The sequence below is a fragment of the Streptomyces sp. NPDC097619 genome, from assembly GCF_040302735.1.
GTDB lineage: Bacteria > Actinomycetota > Actinomycetes > Streptomycetales > Streptomycetaceae > Streptomyces.
Map to the genome: position 1 here is coordinate 21,196 of NZ_JBEOSD010000037.1, position 19,139 is coordinate 40,334.

General features: G+C 72.3%; 18 protein-coding genes and 1 pseudogene. 11 read left to right on the forward strand and 8 right to left on the reverse strand.

Going from position 1 to position 19,139, the window contains the following annotated elements; all coding sequences use genetic code 11:
• Positions 1-332 precede the first annotated feature (332 nt).
• Positions 333-2,267 (forward strand): FHA domain-containing protein, encoded by a 1,935-nt coding sequence (locus ABTZ17_RS13215; RefSeq protein ID WP_352195675.1) that lies wholly within the window; start codon positions 333-335, stop codon positions 2,265-2,267.
• A gap of 156 nt (positions 2,268-2,423) precedes the next feature.
• Here ABTZ17_RS13215 and ABTZ17_RS13220 read toward each other — a convergent pair whose 3' ends face one another.
• Positions 2,424-4,025, reverse strand: a complete 1,602-nt coding sequence (locus tag ABTZ17_RS13220) for a phosphodiester glycosidase family protein (RefSeq protein WP_352195676.1) — start codon at positions 4,023-4,025, stop codon at positions 2,424-2,426.
• Positions 4,022-4,750 carry a peptidase inhibitor family I36 protein gene (locus ABTZ17_RS13225; RefSeq protein WP_352195677.1) on the reverse strand — a complete coding sequence of 243 codons (729 nt, stop codon included), beginning with the start codon at positions 4,748-4,750 and terminating at the stop codon, positions 4,022-4,024. The genes ABTZ17_RS13220 and ABTZ17_RS13225 overlap by 4 nt, the downstream gene beginning before the upstream one ends.
• Before the next feature lie 173 nt (positions 4,751-4,923).
• Here ABTZ17_RS13225 and ABTZ17_RS13230 point away from each other — a divergent pair, with 173 nt between their 5' ends.
• The 3 genes from ABTZ17_RS13230 (at position 4,924) to ABTZ17_RS13240 (ending at position 6,889) form a co-directional block, all read left to right on the forward strand.
• A complete protein-coding gene (locus ABTZ17_RS13230) occupies positions 4,924-5,286 on the forward strand; it encodes a hypothetical protein (protein ID WP_352195678.1) in 363 nt (120 codons plus the stop codon).
• A 292-nt stretch (positions 5,287-5,578) separates the two neighbouring features.
• Complete coding sequence (locus tag ABTZ17_RS13235) at positions 5,579-5,971, forward strand: hypothetical protein (RefSeq protein ID WP_352195679.1); 393 nt, start codon at positions 5,579-5,581, stop codon at positions 5,969-5,971.
• A 252-nt stretch (positions 5,972-6,223) separates the two neighbouring features.
• On the forward strand, positions 6,224-6,889 hold the full coding sequence (locus tag ABTZ17_RS13240) for a DedA family protein (protein WP_352195680.1): 666 nt from the start codon (positions 6,224-6,226) through the stop codon (positions 6,887-6,889).
• A 192-nt stretch (positions 6,890-7,081) separates the two neighbouring features.
• Here the strand turns inward: ABTZ17_RS13240 and ABTZ17_RS13245 are convergent, their stop codons facing one another.
• The 6 genes and pseudogenes from ABTZ17_RS13245 to ABTZ17_RS13270 all read right to left on the reverse strand — a co-directional run bounded on the left by ABTZ17_RS13245 (position 7,082) and on the right by ABTZ17_RS13270 (position 11,907).
• Positions 7,082-7,645 (reverse strand): dihydrofolate reductase family protein, encoded by a 564-nt coding sequence (locus ABTZ17_RS13245; RefSeq protein WP_352195681.1) that lies wholly within the window; start codon positions 7,643-7,645, stop codon positions 7,082-7,084.
• Between the two features lie 190 nt (positions 7,646-7,835).
• Positions 7,836-8,561, reverse strand: a complete 726-nt coding sequence (locus tag ABTZ17_RS13250) for a peptidylprolyl isomerase (protein WP_352195682.1) — start codon at positions 8,559-8,561, stop codon at positions 7,836-7,838.
• 260 nt (positions 8,562-8,821) lie between these two features.
• Entirely contained in the window at positions 8,822-9,469 is a 648-nt protein-coding gene (locus ABTZ17_RS36870; protein ID WP_502994663.1) for a peptidoglycan-binding domain-containing protein, read from the reverse strand.
• Positions 9,452-9,736: pseudogene (locus ABTZ17_RS36875) on the reverse strand (peptidoglycan-binding domain-containing protein); the annotation flags it as partial. The gene ABTZ17_RS36870 and the pseudogene ABTZ17_RS36875, both read right to left, overlap by 18 nt.
• 58 nt (positions 9,737-9,794) lie before the next feature.
• On the reverse strand, positions 9,795-10,799 hold the full coding sequence (locus tag ABTZ17_RS13265) for a penicillin-insensitive murein endopeptidase (RefSeq protein WP_352195683.1): 1,005 nt from the start codon (positions 10,797-10,799) through the stop codon (positions 9,795-9,797).
• A 34-nt stretch (positions 10,800-10,833) separates the two neighbouring features.
• Entirely contained in the window at positions 10,834-11,907 is a 1,074-nt protein-coding gene (locus tag ABTZ17_RS13270) for a peptidoglycan recognition protein family protein (RefSeq protein ID WP_352195684.1), read from the reverse strand.
• A 351-nt stretch (positions 11,908-12,258) separates the two neighbouring features.
• Here ABTZ17_RS13270 and ABTZ17_RS13275 point away from each other — a divergent pair, with 351 nt between their 5' ends.
• From ABTZ17_RS13275 to ABTZ17_RS13305, 7 genes are all read left to right on the forward strand, one after another.
• Positions 12,259-15,168 carry an AfsR/SARP family transcriptional regulator gene (locus ABTZ17_RS13275; RefSeq protein WP_352195685.1) on the forward strand — a complete coding sequence of 970 codons (2,910 nt, stop codon included), beginning with the start codon at positions 12,259-12,261 and terminating at the stop codon, positions 15,166-15,168.
• A 145-nt stretch (positions 15,169-15,313) separates the two neighbouring features.
• Positions 15,314-15,778, forward strand: coding sequence for a peptidoglycan-binding domain-containing protein (locus tag ABTZ17_RS13280; protein ID WP_352195686.1), 465 nt, complete (start codon positions 15,314-15,316; stop codon positions 15,776-15,778).
• Complete coding sequence (locus ABTZ17_RS13285; protein ID WP_352195687.1) at positions 15,775-16,179, forward strand: peptidoglycan-binding domain-containing protein; 405 nt, start codon at positions 15,775-15,777, stop codon at positions 16,177-16,179. Before ABTZ17_RS13280 ends, ABTZ17_RS13285 begins: the two co-directional genes overlap by 4 nt.
• A gap of 188 nt (positions 16,180-16,367) precedes the next feature.
• Positions 16,368-16,760: a peptidoglycan-binding domain-containing protein gene (locus ABTZ17_RS13290; protein ID WP_352195688.1), complete on the forward strand. Its 393-nt coding sequence runs from the start codon at positions 16,368-16,370 to the stop codon at positions 16,758-16,760.
• Positions 16,761-16,914: 154 nt separating this feature from the next.
• Positions 16,915-17,346 carry a peptidoglycan-binding domain-containing protein gene (locus tag ABTZ17_RS13295; protein WP_352195689.1) on the forward strand — a complete coding sequence of 144 codons (432 nt, stop codon included), beginning with the start codon at positions 16,915-16,917 and terminating at the stop codon, positions 17,344-17,346.
• Between the two features lie 158 nt (positions 17,347-17,504).
• The gene (locus ABTZ17_RS13300; protein ID WP_352195690.1) at positions 17,505-17,900 is read left to right on the forward strand and encodes a hypothetical protein; all 396 of its coding nucleotides are present in this window, start codon (positions 17,505-17,507) and stop codon (positions 17,898-17,900) included.
• 93 nt (positions 17,901-17,993) lie between these two features.
• Positions 17,994-18,893, forward strand: a complete 900-nt coding sequence (locus tag ABTZ17_RS13305) for a hypothetical protein (RefSeq protein WP_352195691.1) — start codon at positions 17,994-17,996, stop codon at positions 18,891-18,893.
• Positions 18,894-19,139 lie beyond the last annotated feature (246 nt).

The following is a 19,139-nucleotide window of genomic DNA, read 5'->3' on the forward strand; positions in this document are numbered from 1 at the left end:
CTCCGACAGCAGCCGGTACCGACCCGCGACCTTCCGCACACCGCCCTCCGTCGCCGCCCCCGGCACCCCCCTCGTCACGGCCGTCCCGCCGTCCACGACCGCGCCCTCCGCCACCGGAACCGTCTCGGACAACGGCTCCGAGGACGTCGTCGGCTTCTCTTCGGTCATGGGGCGGATCTCCTTCTGGACGGGGGCCATGCCCCACACACGTCCCCCGCGGAACCCCGGTTCAACGCGTCCGGAAATTTGTCGAGATGGCCGAACCGCACGCCGGGTAGAGACGTGTTGCCTTCGTACGGATTTCCCACCGCGCCGTCATCAAGGAGTGTCGAGTGTCGTCGGTCATCGTGGGCCGCACCGGTCCTTTCACCGGGCAGAGCGTGATCCTGGGCGACCAGCCCCTCACCTTCGGACGCAAGGGCGACAACGGGGTCGTCATCGTCAGCCCCAGCGCCTCCCGCCTGCACGCCGAGATCCTCGCGGAGGACGCGGGGTTCGTCCTGTACGACCGGGACAGCCGCAACGGGACCTTCGTCAACGAACAGCGCGTCAGCCGACACGTCCTCCGCCCGAACGACCGCATCCGCATCGGCGACGAGACCTTCCTGTACGAGGCCCAGGACGCCATGGAGACGGTCATGGACCTCTCCCTCCTCGACGTACCGCGCGCCGCCGCCGTCGACCCGGGCGCGCTCCGCGTCACCGTCACCGGCGGCGGCCCCGTGGGGCTGGCCTTCGCGCTCGCCCTCGACGAGATGCTGCCCGGCCGGACCGCCGTCACCGTGTACGACGGACGGTGGACCCGCAAGGGCACCGAAGTGGTCTGGAAGGACGAGTCCCAGGGCAACGTCCGCCGCCAGCAGGTGGTGACCGTCCAGAGCCGCCAGTACCTCGCCCTCTCCGAGGAGGTCCAGGGCGCGCTGTTCGGCGAGGACGGCGGCTATTCCGAGATGTGGCCGGTGGGCCCGGACTCGGTCGACGGCCGCCCGCCCCGCAACATCCGCATCGCCCGCATCGAGGACCAGCTGCTCGCGCTGGCGAACCGACGGTCCGCGATCCGACTCGTCCCGCGCCGCTTCGACGCCGCGGAGCAGCAGGACCGGATCACCCGCGAGCACGTCCTCGTGGTCTGCGAGGGCGGCCGCTCCCGCACCCGTGACCACTACGCCGACCGGTTCGGCACCGCCGACGCCTCCATCTACTCCCTCGACGGCGAGCACCTCCAGGACGTGGTCCTCGGCCTGCGCGTGAAGTCCCGGCTGCCGGACCCGATGAGCGTGCTGCTCACCGTCGCCCAGAACCGCTTCCTCCTCAACTCGCTGCGCGGCGAGGGCTTCCTGAACATGCGGCTCACCCGCGAGGAGACCCGCAACGTCATCGGCATCGACCCGGTCCGCCAGGTCTTCGAGGAGTGCATCGCCTCCCGACCCTGTCTGATGACCCGCCAGGAGGAGGACACCGAGTTCCGCTGCCCCACCCACGGCACCCTGTTCCTGCCCGCGCTGCTGCGCGGTTCCCCCCTCTGGAAGGAGATCCGGCAGGGCCTCGCCCTCTTCGGGGTGGCCGAGGAGGACCTGACCGCGGTCACCTCGTTCCGCCTGGACATGGTCCAGCGCCCCCGCTTCACGGCCCAGCTCCACCGACCCACCGCCGGCACCCCGGGCACGTACGGATTCCTGCTCGGCGACGCCGCCAACGCCATCCACTTCTGGCCCGGCCGCGGCCTCAACAGCGGCCTCGCCTCCGCCACTTCGCTGGCCCGCTCCCTCAGCCGGTCCTGGCGGGGCAGGCCGCTGCGGGACGCCGACTTCATCCGCCACGAGGCCGCCATGTCCATGCTCCAGTACCGGCACAAGAGCCGGGCGTGGAACGCCATGGTGACCACCGACGAGCAGGGCGTCACCCGCGCGATCAAGGACATCATCGCCCGCAGCGCGGAACAGCCCGCACCGCCCGCCGCCCCGGCCGAGGACGGCCCCGCCGGGACCGCCGGTGCGACCGCGAGCGACCTCGACGCGCTGCTCGACCGGATGTCCGGCATCCGTGCCCGCCTCGCCCCGCGCCTCCCCGGGCTGCCCTCCGACGAGGAACTCCGCGACCACCTGACGCGGATCGCCCCCGCCACCCTCCGCACCCTCCGCGAGAGCGGCGCCTGGGACACCCTCCTCGTCGGCGGCGAGGAGGCCGACATCGACCTCTTCTACCAGTCCGAAGCCCCGGTCTACGTCCCCCGCCCCTCGGACCCCCGCGCCCTGGCCCAGAACTGAGAACCCGCCCTCCACCCGCGGCCCCGCCCGCACCGCGTCCTCGCTCGCCGCGAGGACGAGGGTCGGTGCGCCGCCGGGACGATCACCGGGCCCCGTGGAGCGGGAAAACGGAAAACGGGGCGTCCGCCGGTCGCGGACGCCCCGTCACCCCTCACCTCAACCCAGGAGCTGCCCACCGAAGCCGACGTACACCGTGTCGAACACCTCGCGGTGGGTCGCGTCGGTCAGCCCGGTGTGACGCTGGTAGTTCTGCGGGTGGTCGCTGTCGCGGAGCAGCATCATGGTCGATCCGCCGCCGTCCAGGTTGACCGCGTCCATCACGCCGAACGCCGTCAGCGGAGCGTTGAGTTCGACCAGGAACCCGCCCGCGAAGACGGCCTCGTCGGCCTCGTCGCGGGGCCCGGTGAGGGTGGCGAAGAGCGTACGGCCCTGATCGTCCACACCCACGACGGTGCGCGAGTCCTGGCAGGAGATCTTCCCGACCGTCTTCACCGCGCGGGCGCAGGAGCTGAACACCGGCTGCTTGGCCTCGTCGAGCGCGGCCCGGACCTTCGCCCCGGTCAGCGGGTCGGTCAGCTCCACGCTCTTCTCGGGGTCGGTGTTGGTGGTCGTCACGTACACGCTCGGCACCTGGGCCACCCCGTCGTCGAACAGGTCGGCACCGCCGGAGACGACGTCCACCGACTCGTCCAGGGGGAGCGGGCGGTTGCCGAAGGTGTCGGTCATCGTCTGCTCGACGTCGAACTTCACGCCGCTCGCGAGCCTCGCCTTCAGCCAGTCCACGCGCTCCTTGCCCACGGCCTGGAGGACGTACTGCCCCTTGGGGACCACCTTGCCCCCGCGCTGCGCGGTCCAGCCCTGCGGGCGGCTGAGGGTGCCGTCCGCGGCGATGAGCACCTCGAACCCCTCGTCGTCGTCCGCGGTGATCTTCGGGTCCTCGATCAGGTTCCGCGCGGGCGTCTTCAGACCGTACTGGTCGTTGAAGAGGACCAGTTCCGTCGGGTCCTGGAAGGCGGCGAGCTCCTTCTTCCCGGCGGAGTGCACGAAGTCGACCTTCTCCCCGTCCCCCTCCTCGCGCTTGCACGCCAGAGGCACGCCGGGATTGCGGTTCACGTCGTCGAGGACCATCTCCTCGGGCGTCGCCGTGGCCCCCTCGGGCAGCTTCTCCTTGAGCGCCAGCTTCGTGCGCACGGTGGTGATGTAGGGGATGCCGTGCTGGAGCACCAGCGAGCTGCGGCTCGCCCCGTGACAGGCCGCGCCGAGCAGGACGCCGTCCCGCACGGTCGCCCCGAAGCTCTGGACGGACTCCTCGGTGCCGGCGGGGTCGGACTTCCGGAGCCCCTCCGGCATGAAATAGCTGCCGTTGATCCCGGCGATCGGCAGGTTCTTGGTGTTGGCGTTCAGCTGGTCGCGGACGATCTCCGCGGAACCGGCCGCCTTGCCCGTGCTGCTCTCGATCCGGAGGGAGCCCTTGGCGGGGTCGATCCGCAGCACGCTGAACTCGCGGCGCGGCATCCCGTACCGGGGGTGGGCGGGGTCCGTGACCGGGTTCTCCTGGTAGCGGAAGTGCTCGATGCCGGGGGCCAGGACCTTCCCGACGTCCACGGCGTCGGGCGCGGCCTCCTGCCAGCCCGGGATCACCGGCCCGTCCGCCTGGACGCCGACGGACCCGGCCGTGCCGGGCACCGCCACGAGCAGGGCCGTCACGGTGGCGGTGGCGCAGGCGAGGGCCGCCGCGCGGCGGCTACGGATGCTCACTTGCATTCCCCGTTGTCCTTGAGGGTGTGGGAGTTGAAGGTCTTGGCGTAGGGGGCCGCGACGGTCGTGGCGTCACCCGGCAGGACCCGGAAGGGCTTGTCCGTGGGCAGGCGCTCGGCCGCCGGCTTCGCGTAGAAGCAGGCCGAGGTCGCGGTGCGGTTGTAGACCGCCTGGACCCGGTTCGCCCAGTGGTCCGGGTGGTAGGTCGTGTAGTCCTTGTCGAGCTGCGTGATCCGGCCCCGGCCGTTCGGCTCGTAGAACAGGCACAGCTTGTCGTCCTGGCAGCGCTCGAAGCCCGTGAAGCACTGTCCCTGCGAGGGGACCAGCTTGTGGGAGCTGAGCTTGCCGCCGAGTCCGGGGGCGAGCGCCGCCAGCGTGCCCTTCGCACGCGGCTTGACCGGCACGACGGCGCCGCCGTACGAGGTCTCCACATAGAAGCACGCCCAGTAGAGCGTGCGGTTGTGGAAGGACCTGGCCTGGTCGTTCCATTCCTCGTAGGACTGCGCGTCCTCGTTGCCGAGGACGCCGGTGGACGGGTTCCCGTCCCGGGCGTAGCTCTGGACCTGAGCGCCGGTCCCCGTGCCGTCCTCGGTGCTGTACAGGCAGAGCGTGTGGGTACCGCAGTCGTATCCGGCCGCGTTCGCGGGCAGCGCCCCGAACAGTGTCGCGAAGAGCACGACGGCGCCCGCGATCAAGGCGCCCCCGCCCCGTGTGTTGATCTTCATGACGCGCAGTGTGCCGGCACCTTTATTTGGCTCTTACGTCGGGTCCCCCATGGTCGCGGCGACCGGCGAGGGCGGTTCATTCCGGACTGTTATAGTGCAGTCCTCCGGAAACGACTTTGACGCACACAGATCTTCTTTCGTCGTGCGGGACCAATTGCGTGGGGGAGTGGGAAATGCGCGACAGGAACGCCTTTGCGCTCCGCGCTGTCCTGGCCGTCTTCCTCGTCGTCTCCGTCTTCACCCTGGGGCTCCTGACCCCCACCCTCCGGTCCGTCGAGGTCTCCACCGCTCCGGTGTCGGCGGCTTCGACCGGCACGGGGTGGCACGACCTCGCTCCGCAGGCCCACGCGGACGCCGAAGACGGCGCCCGCACCCCCCGACACCGGGGCTCCGGCGCCGATGACTCCGAGGTCCCGCCGCCCCCACCCACCAGCGTGATCGCGTTGCCCGTCGCCGAGCGACCGGCCCTGGCCCCGGCCTGCTTCCGGGCCGTGTCCGTGACCGAACCGGCCGTCGACCAGGTCCGTCGCTGCTGATCTCCGGGCATCCGCCCGCACGGTCCCGCTTCACCGGAACCCCTGTCGCCGCGACGTGACGGACGCCCGCACGAGCCTGCGTCTCCCGTCCGCGTGCCGCCTCCTCGGAACACCTGCCCCCCTTCCACTCGTGCCCCACGGGCAACAGCGGGGCGGGCTCCGCTTTCCCGATCGAACGAGCACGGTGGCCCCTTTTCGCGTGCTCTGAAACGTTTCGGTGCCCATTCCGGCACTTTCTCTTCACTCTCGTGCATGCGTTTTCTTCATTTTCGCCCCAGGTAAAGGAGTTGTAATGTCACGTCTCAAGCGTCAGGCGGCAACGGGTGCCGTCACCCTCGCGGTGGTCCTCGGGATCGGTGCCACCACGGGCTGCTCCTCGGTCGGCACGGCGATGGACTGCGTACGCGTGGCCAACGCGGTGTCGGGCAGCGTCAACGACCTCCAGCAGGCGATCAGCGGAGCCGCCAACAGCCCCGCCGAAGCGGAGAAGGCGCTCGCGGACATCGACAAGAGCCTCTCCGAGATCGGTGACACGACGGAGAACGCCGACCTGTCGAGTGCGACCGCCGACCTGAAGAAGGCCGTGGCCGACGTGGGCGCGGCCCTGAAGGACGGCAATCCGAACCCGGACATCACCCCCGTCAGCACCGCGGCCGGTGAACTGACGAAGGTCTGCTCCCCCTGACCACGCCTGACCGGCCCCGATGACCGCCCGGGCTCCCGTACGACGAGAGCCCGGGCCACCCCCGGGTGAGGGAGGAGCCGTCGGCCCGCGTTGCCCCGCGGCCGGTGGTGTCACCCGGCACCGTCCACCGACGGTGCGCAGGACGTGCGCGCGCAGCAGCTCGTCCGCCCGATTCCGCACCGTGCCCGAGGCCCCCGACGCAGGCGGGGGACCGTGAGCACGGCCACCCGAGCACCCATGGATGGGACACACATGACAGCGGATCCGACCGCAACGGCGAGCGGCATCGCGGGCTGGGCCACGAACCTCGTGGAGACGATGGGCGGCCCCGGCGCGGGTCTCCTGATCGCGTTGGAGAACCTCTTCCCGCCGCTTCCCAGCGAGGTCATCCTCCCCCTCACGGGCTTCGCCGTGGGCCAGGGCGTCCTGAGCCTGGCGTCCGCGCTGCTCTGGACGACGGCCGGCTCCGTGACGGGAGCCCTCGCGCTCTACCAGATCGGGCGCCTCTTCGGCCGGGAGCGCATGTACGCCCTCTGGGGCCGACTGCCGCTCGTGAAGACCGCCGACCTGGAGAAGACGGAGGTTTGGTTCGCCAAGCACGGCACCAAAGCCGTCTTCTTCGGTCGCATGATCCCCCTGTTCCGGAGCCTCATCAGCGTCCCGGCCGGCCTCGAACGCATGCCGCTGCCGATGTTCCTGACCCTGACCGCCCTGGGCAGCTTCGTCTGGAACTTCTGCCTCATCATGGCCGGCAACCTGCTGGGTGCCCAGTGGGGCATCGTCGAGCAGTACGTCGGCATCCTCTCGAAGGTGGTGCTCGCCCTCGCCGTACTGAGCGTGGCCGTCTTCGTCATCCGCAAGATCAGAGCCCGCCGCCGCCCCGCCGCCCCCTCCCGCACCCCGGTCGACCACTACTGAGGCGCCCCGCCCGGAACCGACGGCCGGCCCCGAACGCCCCGCCCGACCCTCGGGCCGCGGCGGCGTTCGGGGCCGTAGCCGTAGCGGTGGCCGCCGTCCCGACCCGAAGTCCGGCATTCCCGGCAGGGGCGACGACGGCACCTCCGGGGGCACCCGACCCATGACACGGCGCTCCAGTGGGTGCCCGCCCGGTCAGCGCCTCGTCTCGTACCTGGTCAACAGCACCCCGCCGGGGAACGACCGCGTCTCCACGAGGTCCAGGTTCACCCAGTCGTCCACCGCGCTGAAGAACCGGGTGCCGCCGCCCACCAGGACGGGCACCGTGACCAGCACGTACTCGTCGATCAGCCCGGCCCGCATGGCCGCCCCGGCGAGCGTCGCGCCGCCGATGTCCATCGGGCCACCGCCTTCGGCCTTCAACCGGGCGATCTCGGTGACCGCGTCCCCGGTGACCAGACGGGTGTTCCAGTCGACCTCGTCGATCGTCGAGGAGAACACCACCTTCGGCATCTCCCGCCACCGGCGCGCGTACTCGGCTTCCGCCGGGGTGGCGTCCGGCTGCTGGTCGTAGGTGGGCCAGTAGGGCGCCATCGTCTGCCACAGCTTGCGCCCGTACAGCGTCAGCTCGGTCGCCTGCAACTGGTCGGACCAGTACCGGAACAGCTCGTCGCTGGGCTCGCTCCAGCCGATGTCGTCACCGGGCGCCGCGATGTAGCCGTCCAGGGACACGTGCATGCCGTAGCTCAGTTTCCGCATCCCGCCACCCTCCCGCGAACCCCGCTCCCCGTACGCACCGCCACGACCCCGCGTCACCCACATGCCCCGCGAGGCTCCCGAGAAGGCCCGGCGACCAGGGAAGCACCTCCGGCACGTCCCGCGGAGGCGGGCTTCGCGGGCCCGGGGGAGTGCCGGACCCGCTCTTCGAAGTCCCGCTGCCGGCCGTGCTTCAGTGCCGGCAGGCCGGTCGGACGCGCAGCAGTTCGGTCCGGAGGACCGGGGTGCCGTCGACGGACGTCGGGTCCTCGGGGGTGGGCGCGATGCCTCCGGCGGCGATCTTGTCGAGGGTCCTGAGGCCCTCGGGGCCGACCGTCCCGAAGACCGTGTAGTTCGGCCGTAGCGCGGAATCGCCGTAGACGACGAAGAACTGCGAGCCGTTGGTGTGCGGCCCGGCGTTCGCCATCGCCAGCAGGCCGCGCCCGTACAGGCGGCGGGCGCCGGTCGGATCGGTCGGCGCCGGCGGCAGGTCCACCGGCAGTTCGTCGAGGTACTTGTAGCCGGGCCCGCCCTCACCGGTACCGGTCGGGTCGCCGCACTGCAGGACCTTCAGGGTGGGATAAGCCGTGAGGCGGTGGCACACCGTGCGGTCGTAGAACCGGTGCCGTGCCAGGTGCAGGAAACTCTGGACGGTGCAGGGAGCCTTGGCCCGTTCGAGACGCAGCGGGAGCGCGCCCTGGCTGGTCGGTACGTCCAGGGCCACGGTGCCGCGGCTGGGGGTGCGCCGCGGGTCGGGCGGCAGCGGAACCGAGCGCGCCGGCGGCTCGTCGGGAGTCTGGGTGTACTGGCAGGGGCCGTGCGTGGTGCGCGGTGGCGCGCTGCCGGAGGCGGTGGCGACGCTCCCGCCGGACACCACCAGTGCCACGGCCGTGAATGCGCTGATCAGTAATCGGTTCATCGTGTGCGCCCTCTCGTCGACCACCAGGTCTGAAGCGGTCGCAGTCTAGGACGCGGGCCCGGCCCGTCGGAACGGGCGGCGGCGGAAGTGGCCGGTCACCGCCTGTCGGGGCCCTCGTCCCGGACCTTCCGCCGTTCCTTCCGAAGGCGTGGCGCTGCCGCCCGCGGACACAGGCATTCCGCCCACCGCATGTCGAACGGGCCGACGGCAGCGCACCTCGCCGCCGTCGGCCCGCCGGTTCCGGGACTCGCCTTCCGGGGTCAGTTCAGGAAGGTCACGTCCCAGTGGTTGCCCTCGTCGGCGTAGATGTTGCCCGAGGGAGAGGTGTAGAGCTTCGCGCCGTCCCCGCGGGTCCCCGTGTACGGGAAGGTCCCGGTGACGTAGCCCGTGAGGCAGGAAGTCCTGGCGAAGTCCAGCTTGTAGCCGTTCCAGTGGCTGTAGGTGCCGCCGGCGTGCCCGGTCTCCGTACCGCCCGTGATGGTGAGGGCGCAGGAGCTCGACCCGCGCAGGGCGACGGCCCCGTCGGCGGAGGTCCGGCGCAGGCCGTCGAAGGAGGTGCAGTTGCTGCTGTTGCGGTTGGAGCAGTTGCCGGACGACGTCCACGAGACGCCGGCGGAGGTGAAGATCGAGGCCGCCTGCGCGTGGGTCAACACGCCGCCACCGCCACCGCCGCCGGATCCGGTCACCAGGGCGCGCCAGGTGTCGGGGCCGACGATGCCGTCCGCGGCCAGGTTCTTGGAGGACTGGAACTCCTTGACCTTGCCTTCGGTGCCGTCCCCGAAGGCACCGTCGACCGCGAGGCCCGCGCCGTAGCGGTTGAGCTGTGTCTGAACGCCCTTGACCGCAGAGCCGTTGTCGCCCTTGCGGACCGTGACGATCAGCTTGGACCAGGTGTTCGTACCGACGATGCCGTCGACCGGACTCAGGCCGTTCGCGCTCTGGAAGCTCTTGACCTTGGCCTCGGTGCCGTCGCCGAAGGCCCCGTCGGCTCCCGTCGCGTGGCCGCGGGCGGTCAGCAGGTGCTGCACGGTCGTCACCTGGACGCCCGAATCGCCCTTGCGGACGAGCGGCCAGTCGGCGGCGAGCGCCGGGCCCGCGGAGAGCAGGCCCGCCGTCAGCGCGGCGAGCAGCGTGGCCAGCAGGGCCACCACCCCGCCGGTGCGTCGTCTCGTCATGTCTTCGTCCTCGGGGTCGCGGTGTCGGTGTCGGTGGTGGTGCCGGGTGCGATGGCGGTCAGCACTGGTAGGAGGCGTTGGGGTGGACCGGCTCGCAGTACCGGATGTGCAGGTGGTTGTCGTGGTTGGGGTACTGGACGGTCAGCCCCTCCGAGATCAGCTGGGGGTCGTTGAAGTAGATGAACTTCACGTGCCCGGGGGCCGCGGCGCGCAGCGCCTTGACCAGCTCGCGCGTCGCGCCGCGGTCGTACGCGGACGACTGCCAGGTGATCCTGGACCCACCGCATTGGGCCGAGTCCGTGCGGACCGGCCAGAGGTCGGCGTCGAGTCCGACCTGGTGGCTGGCGTGGCCGGAGATGGGACCGCCGTGCTCGAAGGACACGTCACCGACCGGGACCTTCCCCCGTCCCAGCCCCGAGAAGCTGCGGGCGCCGGCCTCCAGCTGCGCGACCGCGGCCGCGGTGCCCCAGTCGGCGGAGCCGTTCCCGTCCGGGCTCTGGTTGCAGAGGGTGCCGGCGTTGTAGTCGACGTACTCGTAGTGCCACAGCAGGTTCGTCCAGGTGTCGGGTCCGACGACGCCGTCCGCGCCCAGGCCCGCGTGGCTCTGGAAGGTACGGACGGCCGAGGCGGTGCCGGAGCCGAAGGCGCCGTCGACGGCGAGCCCCGCGCCGCGCTTGGCGTTGAGCAGGTGCTGGACGGCCTTGACGGCCTCGCCCCGGCTGCCCTCGCGCACGGTGGGGGTCAGCGCCCGCCAGGTCTGGGGGCCGACGATGCCGTCGGCTCCGAGGCCGTGGGAGGACTGGAAGGACCGGACGGCGCTGTCGGTGCCGGAGCCGAAGACGCCGTCCGCGGTGAGCTGGGCGCCCTGCGCGTTGAGCAGGTACTGGAGGGCGGTGGTGTCGGAGCCCCGGTTGCCCTTGCTCTGTGACGGGACGAACGCGCCGGAGAACGCCTGCGCGGGGGCGCCCAGGCCGATGAGCAGGAGCAGGGCGGCGAAGGCGGCGAGGGCCGTGAGGGGTACGGCGCCGCGCACGACGTGGCCGACCCGGGTGGTCGTTGACATGGTGGTGTGTCTCTCCTCGGTGGGGAAGGCGGGTTCAGCCGAGCAGGCGGCTGAAGGTGCGGGCGTCGACCAGTCCGTCGGCGGGCAGCCCCGCCGTGTTCTGGAAGCTGGTGACCGACGTCTGGGTGCCGGGGCCGTAGGCGCCGTCGACGCCGGTCGGGATCCCCTTGGCGGTGAGCAGCAGCTGGACGGCCTTGACGGCCTCGCCGGAGTCGCCCTGCCGGACGGGCGCGACCAGCTGGTGCCACGTCTGGTTGCCGGCGACTCCGTCGGAGGTCGCGGTCACGAGGGCCTGGAAGTCCCGGACGGCCTGTTCGGTGGCCGGTCCGAAACTCCCGTCGATGTTGATCGCGGCGCCGCGCCGGACGAGGTGGTGCTGGAGCGCGCGCACCCGGTCGCCGGTGTCGCCGGTGCGCAGCAGCGGCCAGACGGGCGCCGTCGGGTTCCCGCCGACACGGGCCGCGATGTCCCTCCGCAGCTGCGGAAGCAGGGCGTACAGGCGGTCGCCGGGGCACTGGGTGGCGTTGAAGTCCCGGTGACCGTAGACCTGGTAGGCGCGCAGCCCGTACTGGCGGCAGAGGTGCGCGCAGAGCTCGACCAGCGCGGCGTACTGCTCGCTCCGCGGGTCCACCGTGCTGTACGTGCCCTCGTTCTCGATGCCGATGGCGACGGTGTTCTGCCCGCCACAGTGCGCGGACTCGACGGTCCGGGTGCCACTCTGGAGCGCGGCGAGGCTGCCGTGCCGGCCCTCCAGGACGTGCGCGCCCCGGGAGACGGTGAAGTGCTGGCCGGTGTCGATCCAGTGCCGCTCGTCCATCGCCCAGTTCTGCATGGATCGGGCCAGCCGGAAGGCCTGTGCCTGCGAATAGTCCGTGACGTTGGCCGTGGCCGTGTGATGCACGATGATCTTCTGCGGCGGGGTCGGCAGGATCCGCACGGGAGTGCTCGGCGGTCGGGCTCCCCAGGCGGCGGTGTCCGCGATGGTGGGTCCCGACGCGGCCAGGGCGCTGCCGCTTCCCCACAGGGGGAGCACGGCGGCGGCACCGAGGGCGAGGCCCGCGGTGAGCAGGGAGCGACGGTCGGGGTTCGGTTCGTTGACCGGGGTCATGGTGGGGTCGTCCTCAGGTGGATTCAGCAGGCGCCGGCGCGTCCGCTCGCCGCTCACTCTCACGACCGGCACCAACGGGCCACCAACACGGCGCCAACCGGCCGGACGAACCGACGACGGGCAGCTGACGACGAGCAGCTGACGACGGACAACGGACACCGGACAACGGTCGGCGGTCGGCGAGCAGCGGAGGGACGGCGGGATCCGAACGGGGCGGAAATGTCCGGAACCCACCGACCATTCCCATAACCGATCTTGATCTGACCGCCCGTGGCAGCCGACGATGGACCGTCGACCGGGCTTTCGACCGAGCCGTCGACGGGGCATTGGCCATGCGATCGGGGGGTACGCATGAGGTTCGGAGTACTGGGCACGCTGTCGATCCACGACGACAGCGGCGCCCTCCTGTGCGTCAACGCACCGAAGTCCCGGGCGCTGCTCGCCGCCCTGCTGCTCGAACCGAACCGGTCCGTGCACCACGACACCCTCGTGTCCGCCCTCTGGGGTGACGACCCGCCGGCGACGGCGACCGCCTCCCTGTACAACCACATCGCGCGCGCCCGCCGGGCCCTGGGGCCCCACACCGACCGCGTGCGCTCACGCCAGGTCGGCGTCGAACTGCGCGTCGAGGCCGGCGAACTGGACTACGAGGACTTCGACCGCCTGATGCGCCTCGCCCGGACCGCCCTGGCCGAAGGAGACTGGGAGGCGGTCGACCACGAGACCTCCGCCGCCCTGGCCCTGTGGCGCGGTGCGGTGCTCGCGGACGTACCCGGCCTGGCCGGTCACCCCTCCGTCGCCCGCCTCCACGAGCAACGCCTGGACGCGCTCGACCTCCGCCACGAGGCACTGCTGCGACTCGGCCGCCTCGACGGAGCGGCGGCCGAGCTCCGCGCCCTGGTCGCGGAGCACCCCTTCCGCGAGTCGCTGCACCGCCGCCTCATGCTGGTCCTGGCGCGGACGGGCCGTCAGGCCGAAGCCCTCGGCGTGTTCCGCGCCCTGCGCCGGACCCTGGTGGACGAACTCGGCGTCGAGCCGTCCCCGGCCGTGCAGGAGGCCCACCAGGAGGTGCTCCGGCTCGGCGAGGTGCCGGCCGTACAGCCGCACCCCGGCCCGCCGGAGGCCCGCCCGACGACCCCCCGGAAATCCGTGGCGCAACTCCCGGCACCGCCCGCCACCTTCGTCGGCAGGACCGAACAGATCGACCGGGTGCGCGCGGCCCTCGACGCTCCCCGCACCCAGGCCGCCCTGGTGGTGATCAGCGGCATGGCGGGCGTCGGCAAGTCGGGCCTGGCCCTCCACCTCGCCGACCGGCTCCGCGCGTCGTTCCCCGACAACCAGCTCTACCTCGACCTGCACGGCGCGACCCCGGGCGTACCCCCGGTGGACCCCGACGAAGCCGTCACCCGACTCCTGATCGGACTCGGCGTGGACCCGCGCCGCATCCCGTGCGGGACGTCCGCCGCCACCGCCCTCCTCCGGTCCACCCTGGCAGCCACCCGCACCCTGCTCGTCCTCGACGACGCCGCATCGGTGTCCCAGGTACTGCCGCTGCTGCCCGCGGGCGGCGGCTGCCTGGTCCTGCTCACCAGCCGCACCACCCTGGCCACCCTCGACCCCGCCGTCCACCTCGCACTCGAACCGCTGCCCCCCTCCGACGGCGCCCTCCTGGTGGAACACGTCTCCGGCCGGACCTGGACGGGGGCCGACCGGGCCGAAGTCGCCCGCCTCGTCTCCCTCTGCGGCCACCTGCCCCTCGCGCTCCGCGTGGCCGCCGCCCGGCTGCGAACCCGCCGGAACCTCACCGTGGCACGCCTGGCGGACCGTCTGGCCCGGCCCGAGGACCGGCTCGACCACCTGGAACTCGAAGACCTCAGCGTCCGCAGGCTGCTCCGGGCCGCCCACGACGGACTGGCCTCCGGAGACGACGGGGACAACGCCGCCGCCACCGCCCTCACCCTGATCGGAGCGCTCGACCTCCCCGAGTACTCCGCCCCGATGATGGCGTGGACCATGGACGTCTGCGAACAGCAGGCCGAGCGCGCCCTCGAACGACTGGCGGAGGTCGCGCTGCTCCACGAGGGGGCGAACGGTCACCACACCCCACACGACCTGGTCCGCGACTTCGCGCGGGAGGCCGCCCGACGACCGGACCTCCGGGCGAAGAGCGCGGCCGCCGCCGAACGCGCCCTGCGCTGGTACGTCGACGGCGCCGCCCTGTGCGCCGAGACCCTTCGCCCCCGGTTCGCGTCCGCGCCGCCCCTCGCCCGCCACACCCACCCGGGCCTGACCGACGCCGCCTCCGTCACGGCCTGGGTGGACAGCGAAGCGGCGAACCTGCTGTTCCTCGCCTCCCAAGGGACCGAGGGCCGGTGCCTCGACGCCGGCACCACCCTGGAACTCGTCAACGGACTCTTCCCGTACCTCCAGGACCGCGGCATGTTCCACGACCTGACGCGCCTCACCCGCCACGCCGTCGACCTCACCCGCGCCTCCGGCGATCCCACCGCCGAAGGCCACGCGCTCTTCCAACTCGCCACCGCCCACTACTCCGCGGGCCGGCTCCGCGAAGCCGTGCGCCTGCTCGGCGAGGCCGCCCAGCTGAGCCGGCGCCTCGGCGACGACCTCAACCGCATGCTGCACCTCGGCAACCAAGCCACCCTTCTCAAGCTGCTCGGGCGGGCGGACGAAGCCCGCGCCACCCTCGCCGTAGCCCTCGAACTGCGTCCCGCCACCCTGTCGCCCCACCACCGGACCCTCATGCTGGGACACCAGGGGCACATCGCCGAACTCACCGACCCCCGCCAGGCGCTGGACCACCACCTGCGGGCCGCGGACCTCGCCAAGGAGTCCGGCATCCCGGTCCTGCGCCAGATGGCGCTGTGCAACGTGGGACTCGTCCACCTGGTGCTCGGCGACCCGTCCGCCGCCCTGAGCAGGTTCGACGAGGCCGTGGCCGGCATGGAGCCCGGAGCCGAGCACTGGAACGCCGAGCGCGAGGCGCGACTGGGCAGGGTGAAGGCCCTCCGCCTCCTGGAGCTCCCCGCCCGGGCGGACGAGGCGTGCCGAGAGCTGGCCGCCGACGCTGCGGGGCGCGGCGACACCTACGGCCTCGCGCTCGTCGCGTACGAGCACGGCCACGTCCGCACGGCCCTGGGGGATCCGGCGGGAGCCCGCGCCCTGTGGCACGGCGCGCTGTCCGCCCTGGAGGGCACCGACGCCGACGTGCTGCCGGCACTGCGCCACCTGCTGGATCCCTGAGCGCGCCGCGGCCGACGAACCCCCGGACGACGGGGCGGCGGGGAGTCGGGCCATGGCCGTTGCGGAGCCGTTGGTGAGCCGTTGACGGGGCTCGGCAGAGTCTGCTTCCACGACGAAGACAAGGTCGAGGAAGAGGACTGCGAACATGCCCGACAGGAAGCGCATGACCGGCGGGTCACCCCACCCGCACACCAGGAGCCGCACCCGTACGCGGCCCCGAACCTTCCGGGCGGGCGCCGTCGTGGCCACCACGGCGGCCCTCCTGGGCGGCCTCGCCGCCGCCCCCGCCCAGGCGAGCTGGTCCAACGAGATGCGGGCGTGCAAGAACGCCTACGGATCGGAGGTGTACCTGGACATGGACATTCCCACGGTGGTCCTCGCCAAGGGGTCCTCCGGTGTGTGCGTCCGGGAGGTCCAGGAACTGCTGCTGGCCGTCAATGCGGTCCGCGCCGAGGACCGGCCCGGCTTCATCGACGGTTCCTTCGGCTCCAAGACCCACCGGGCGGTCGTCGCCTACCAGCACAGCGACGGAGTCCGGGGCGGCGCCGACGGTGTCGTCGGCCGCAATACCTGGCAGGCCCTCGTCGCCGACGTCTACTGGCCCGAATGAGCACCCCCGGGCGTAGGGCGACCGGGGTGGCCGTCCTGGGCGTCACGCTCCTCATGGCCGCGGGGCTCGCCGCTCCGCGGGCAGCGGCCCAGGCCGGCCACCTGGCGGCGTGCGAGCGCCAGGTCGGCACGCGGGTGGCGGCCAACGGCTGGCCCGTGCCCGCCGTGGACCTCGCCAGGGGCTCCCGCGGCGACTGCGTACGGGCCCTGCAGTGGGCGCTGGTGGGGACCGCGTTCGTCGACTCCGCGGACGCCCCGACCTTCATCGACGGCGACTTCGGTCCCAAGACGGAGGCGGCCGTGCGGAGGTTCCAATCGACCTACCCCCGGGAGACCGGCGGGCCGGACGGCATCGTCGGCCTCAAGACCTGGGGGTACCTCATCCCCGCGGCAGCGGGCTGACCCGACCGCCGCCCGGACCACTGCCCCGCCCACCGACCCGACATCGGACCCGACATCGGACCCGACATCGGACCCGACATCGGACCCGCGCCGGGGGCGTCGGGGCGCCGTCGGGCGTCCGTTGGAGAGCCGTTGGCGCGGACCGACACGGTGGTGCTCAAGCCCCCGCCACGAAAGGTCCCCGCCTCATGCGCACGACCAGCCCCGTGAAGGGCGCCACCGCGCTCTTCCTCGCCGCTTCCGCCGCCGCTGCCCTGCTCGTCTCCGCGCCGACCGCCCGGGCCGACGACTCCGCGTACAAGATCTGCAAGGACACGCACGGGACCCGTCTGTCACCGGGCGGCCGGACCATCCCGCGGTACGACTACGCGCGCGGCGATTCCGGCATCTGTGTCACCGGGCTCCAAGAGCTCGTTTCCCGGTTCGGCCTGACCCCGTGGGAGCAGAGCGGCGGCAACTTCGCCGACGGCGCCTTCGGCGCCCGCACCGACTCGGCCGTCCGCAGGTTCCAGAGCACCCACGGCCTCGACGCCGACGGCATCGTGGGACCGCGCACCTGGGAGAAGCTCGTGACGGGCTGAGCCCCGCCGCCGCGCCCTTCCCCGGCCGCCGGGCCGCCCCCTCCGGTCGCGTGTCCCTCGCTGCTCCTCCTTCCCTCTCACTCTTCCTCGCCCTCGTCGTCTGGAGACGATCCCCATGCTGTCTTCGCGCTTTACGCGCTCTCCCGCTGCCTCGGTGCCGGTCATCTCGGCCAGGACGGGTACGGCGACCCGCCGGCGCACGTTCCGGGCCGGCGCGCTCCTCGCGAGCACCGCGGCCCTCCTCGGCGGCCTCGCGTCCGCCCCGGCCCAGGCGCACTGGGTGCAGGACCTCGACGCCTGCAAGCGCGCCTACGGCTCCGAGGTCTACCTGGCCTGGGAGATACCCACGGTGGTCCTCGCCAAGGGCTCGTCCGGCGTGTGCGTCCGTGGTCTCCAGGACGCGCTGATCGAGGCCGGTGCGGTCCGGGCCGAGGACCGGCCCGGATTCGTCGACGGCAGCTTCGGCCCCAAGACGTACAACGCGGTCGTGAACTTCCAGCGCTTGAACTCGACCCAGGGCGGCCCGGACGGCGTGGTCGGCCGCTACACCTGGCACCACCTGATCGCCATCGTCGGCTTCGAGTAGACCGCGCGGCAGTGGGGCCACCCGCCCCGTCACCGATTCCCACTCCTTCGCCGACTTCGCCGACTTCGCCGACGCGAGGACCTCGTCGTCGGCGCCGGCCGGGTCCGTACCCGTCGGACAGACCCCTCCACCCCACCTCACCCCCTTGGGAGCATCACATGAGAAAGTCCTTCGCCGGGCTCGCGGCCGCCGCGACCGTCGCCGCCTGCCTCCTGACCGCCGCCCCGCCCGCCTCGGCTGCCGGCTGCGTCACCTCGCAACTCCGGACGGGCCTCCTGGGCCCCGGTGAGACGGCACGCAAGGCGAACAGCGGCTGCCGCGACCTGAACCTCACCCACACCATCAACACCAGCAGCTACAACAGCGACGACTACGCGGGCTTCTATCGGGACGCCTTCGGCTACTGGACCATCGGATCGCGCGGCTACGTCCACGCCTATGACGGTGGACACGCCCTGAACGAGATCGTCCTGGTGTCCAACCTCAGCACCGGCCGGGAGTTCAGCGTGGCCAGCAAGCGCGACGGCCAGGACCAGGTCGAGATCACCCACTGATCCGTGGCCGTGGGGCCCGCCGCACCGAGCGGCGGGCCCCACGTTGCCGTCCGCTCCACTCGATGCCCCGAGCCCCGCGAAGAGAGCCACAGCATGACCCGTCCCATCCGCCGACCACACGCCTCACGCCGCCTTCGCGCCGTCGTCCTGTTCGCGGCGCTCGGCTCCCTCACCGTCGCCTGCGCAGCCCCCGCGAGCCCCCCGGGCACACCGGCCCCGGCCGTTCCGGCGACCCGCTCCGCCGCGCGGACCGCGGCGGTCTCGTACGACATGCCCGCGGACATCACCTCCCTGGTGCTGCCGACGACGGGGGAGGACACCCGGTGGACGCAGGGCCTCGACGCCCTCGGAAGCCTCGCCGCGGCCTGGGAGGCCGACGGCTGCGCGCGGGACCTCGGACAGAGCCTGCCGGATTCCCCACCCCCGATGTTCACCCGGTACCGCGCCCTTCCCGACCTGACCCACCTCGCCGCACACGGCTTCGCGGCCGACAACCTCGTGCCGGGCGCACCGACCGCGCCCCGGCCCGGCGCGGACGCACCGGCCCGGCCGGGCCCGGAACTCCGCACGTGCCTGTCCCGGGGCCGCGCGGTCGGACAGGAACTCGTGGAGGTCTACGGCCCGCTGCAATCGGCCTGGTTCACGGAGGTCGCCACGATCGACCGAACCCCCGAAGTCCGCGCGGCCTTCGCCGGCCTCGGTGACTGCCTCACCGCCCACCGGGTGGACGCGGCCGACGAGAGCGCCTTCTTCGACCTCGTCGACCAGCGGTTGCAGGCCGCCGACGACACCGCCGCCCGCGGCCTCGGGAAGGTCTACGCGACGTGCATGAAGCCCGTGGAGGCCGTTCGGCAACCCCTGCGCGCCCGAGCGGCCTCGCGGTTCAGGGCTTCCCACAGCGCCGAGATCACCACAGTGCGGGCGCGACTCCCCGGCAAAATAGCCGACCTGGAAAAGCGCTACCGCATCCGCATCTCATTCCCCAAGCCCTGACTTCCCTCTTACGTCACCGCCCAGTCACGGCCCCGGTTTCGCCCGGGTCGGTTTCGAGCGCGGTCGGCGCCGTCCGCCCCCGCGGACTCCCTTCCAGCCTGCGCCGGACCAAGGAAACCAACGCGGGACCGCCCTGGCCGACGACCGCTGTCACCGAGGCCCCGGTCAGAGCCGCCAACAGACTCGTGACGGCCGCGGCCGTCAGCTCCGAACCATCAATGCCTCCAACCCTGTTGTGCGTCACGG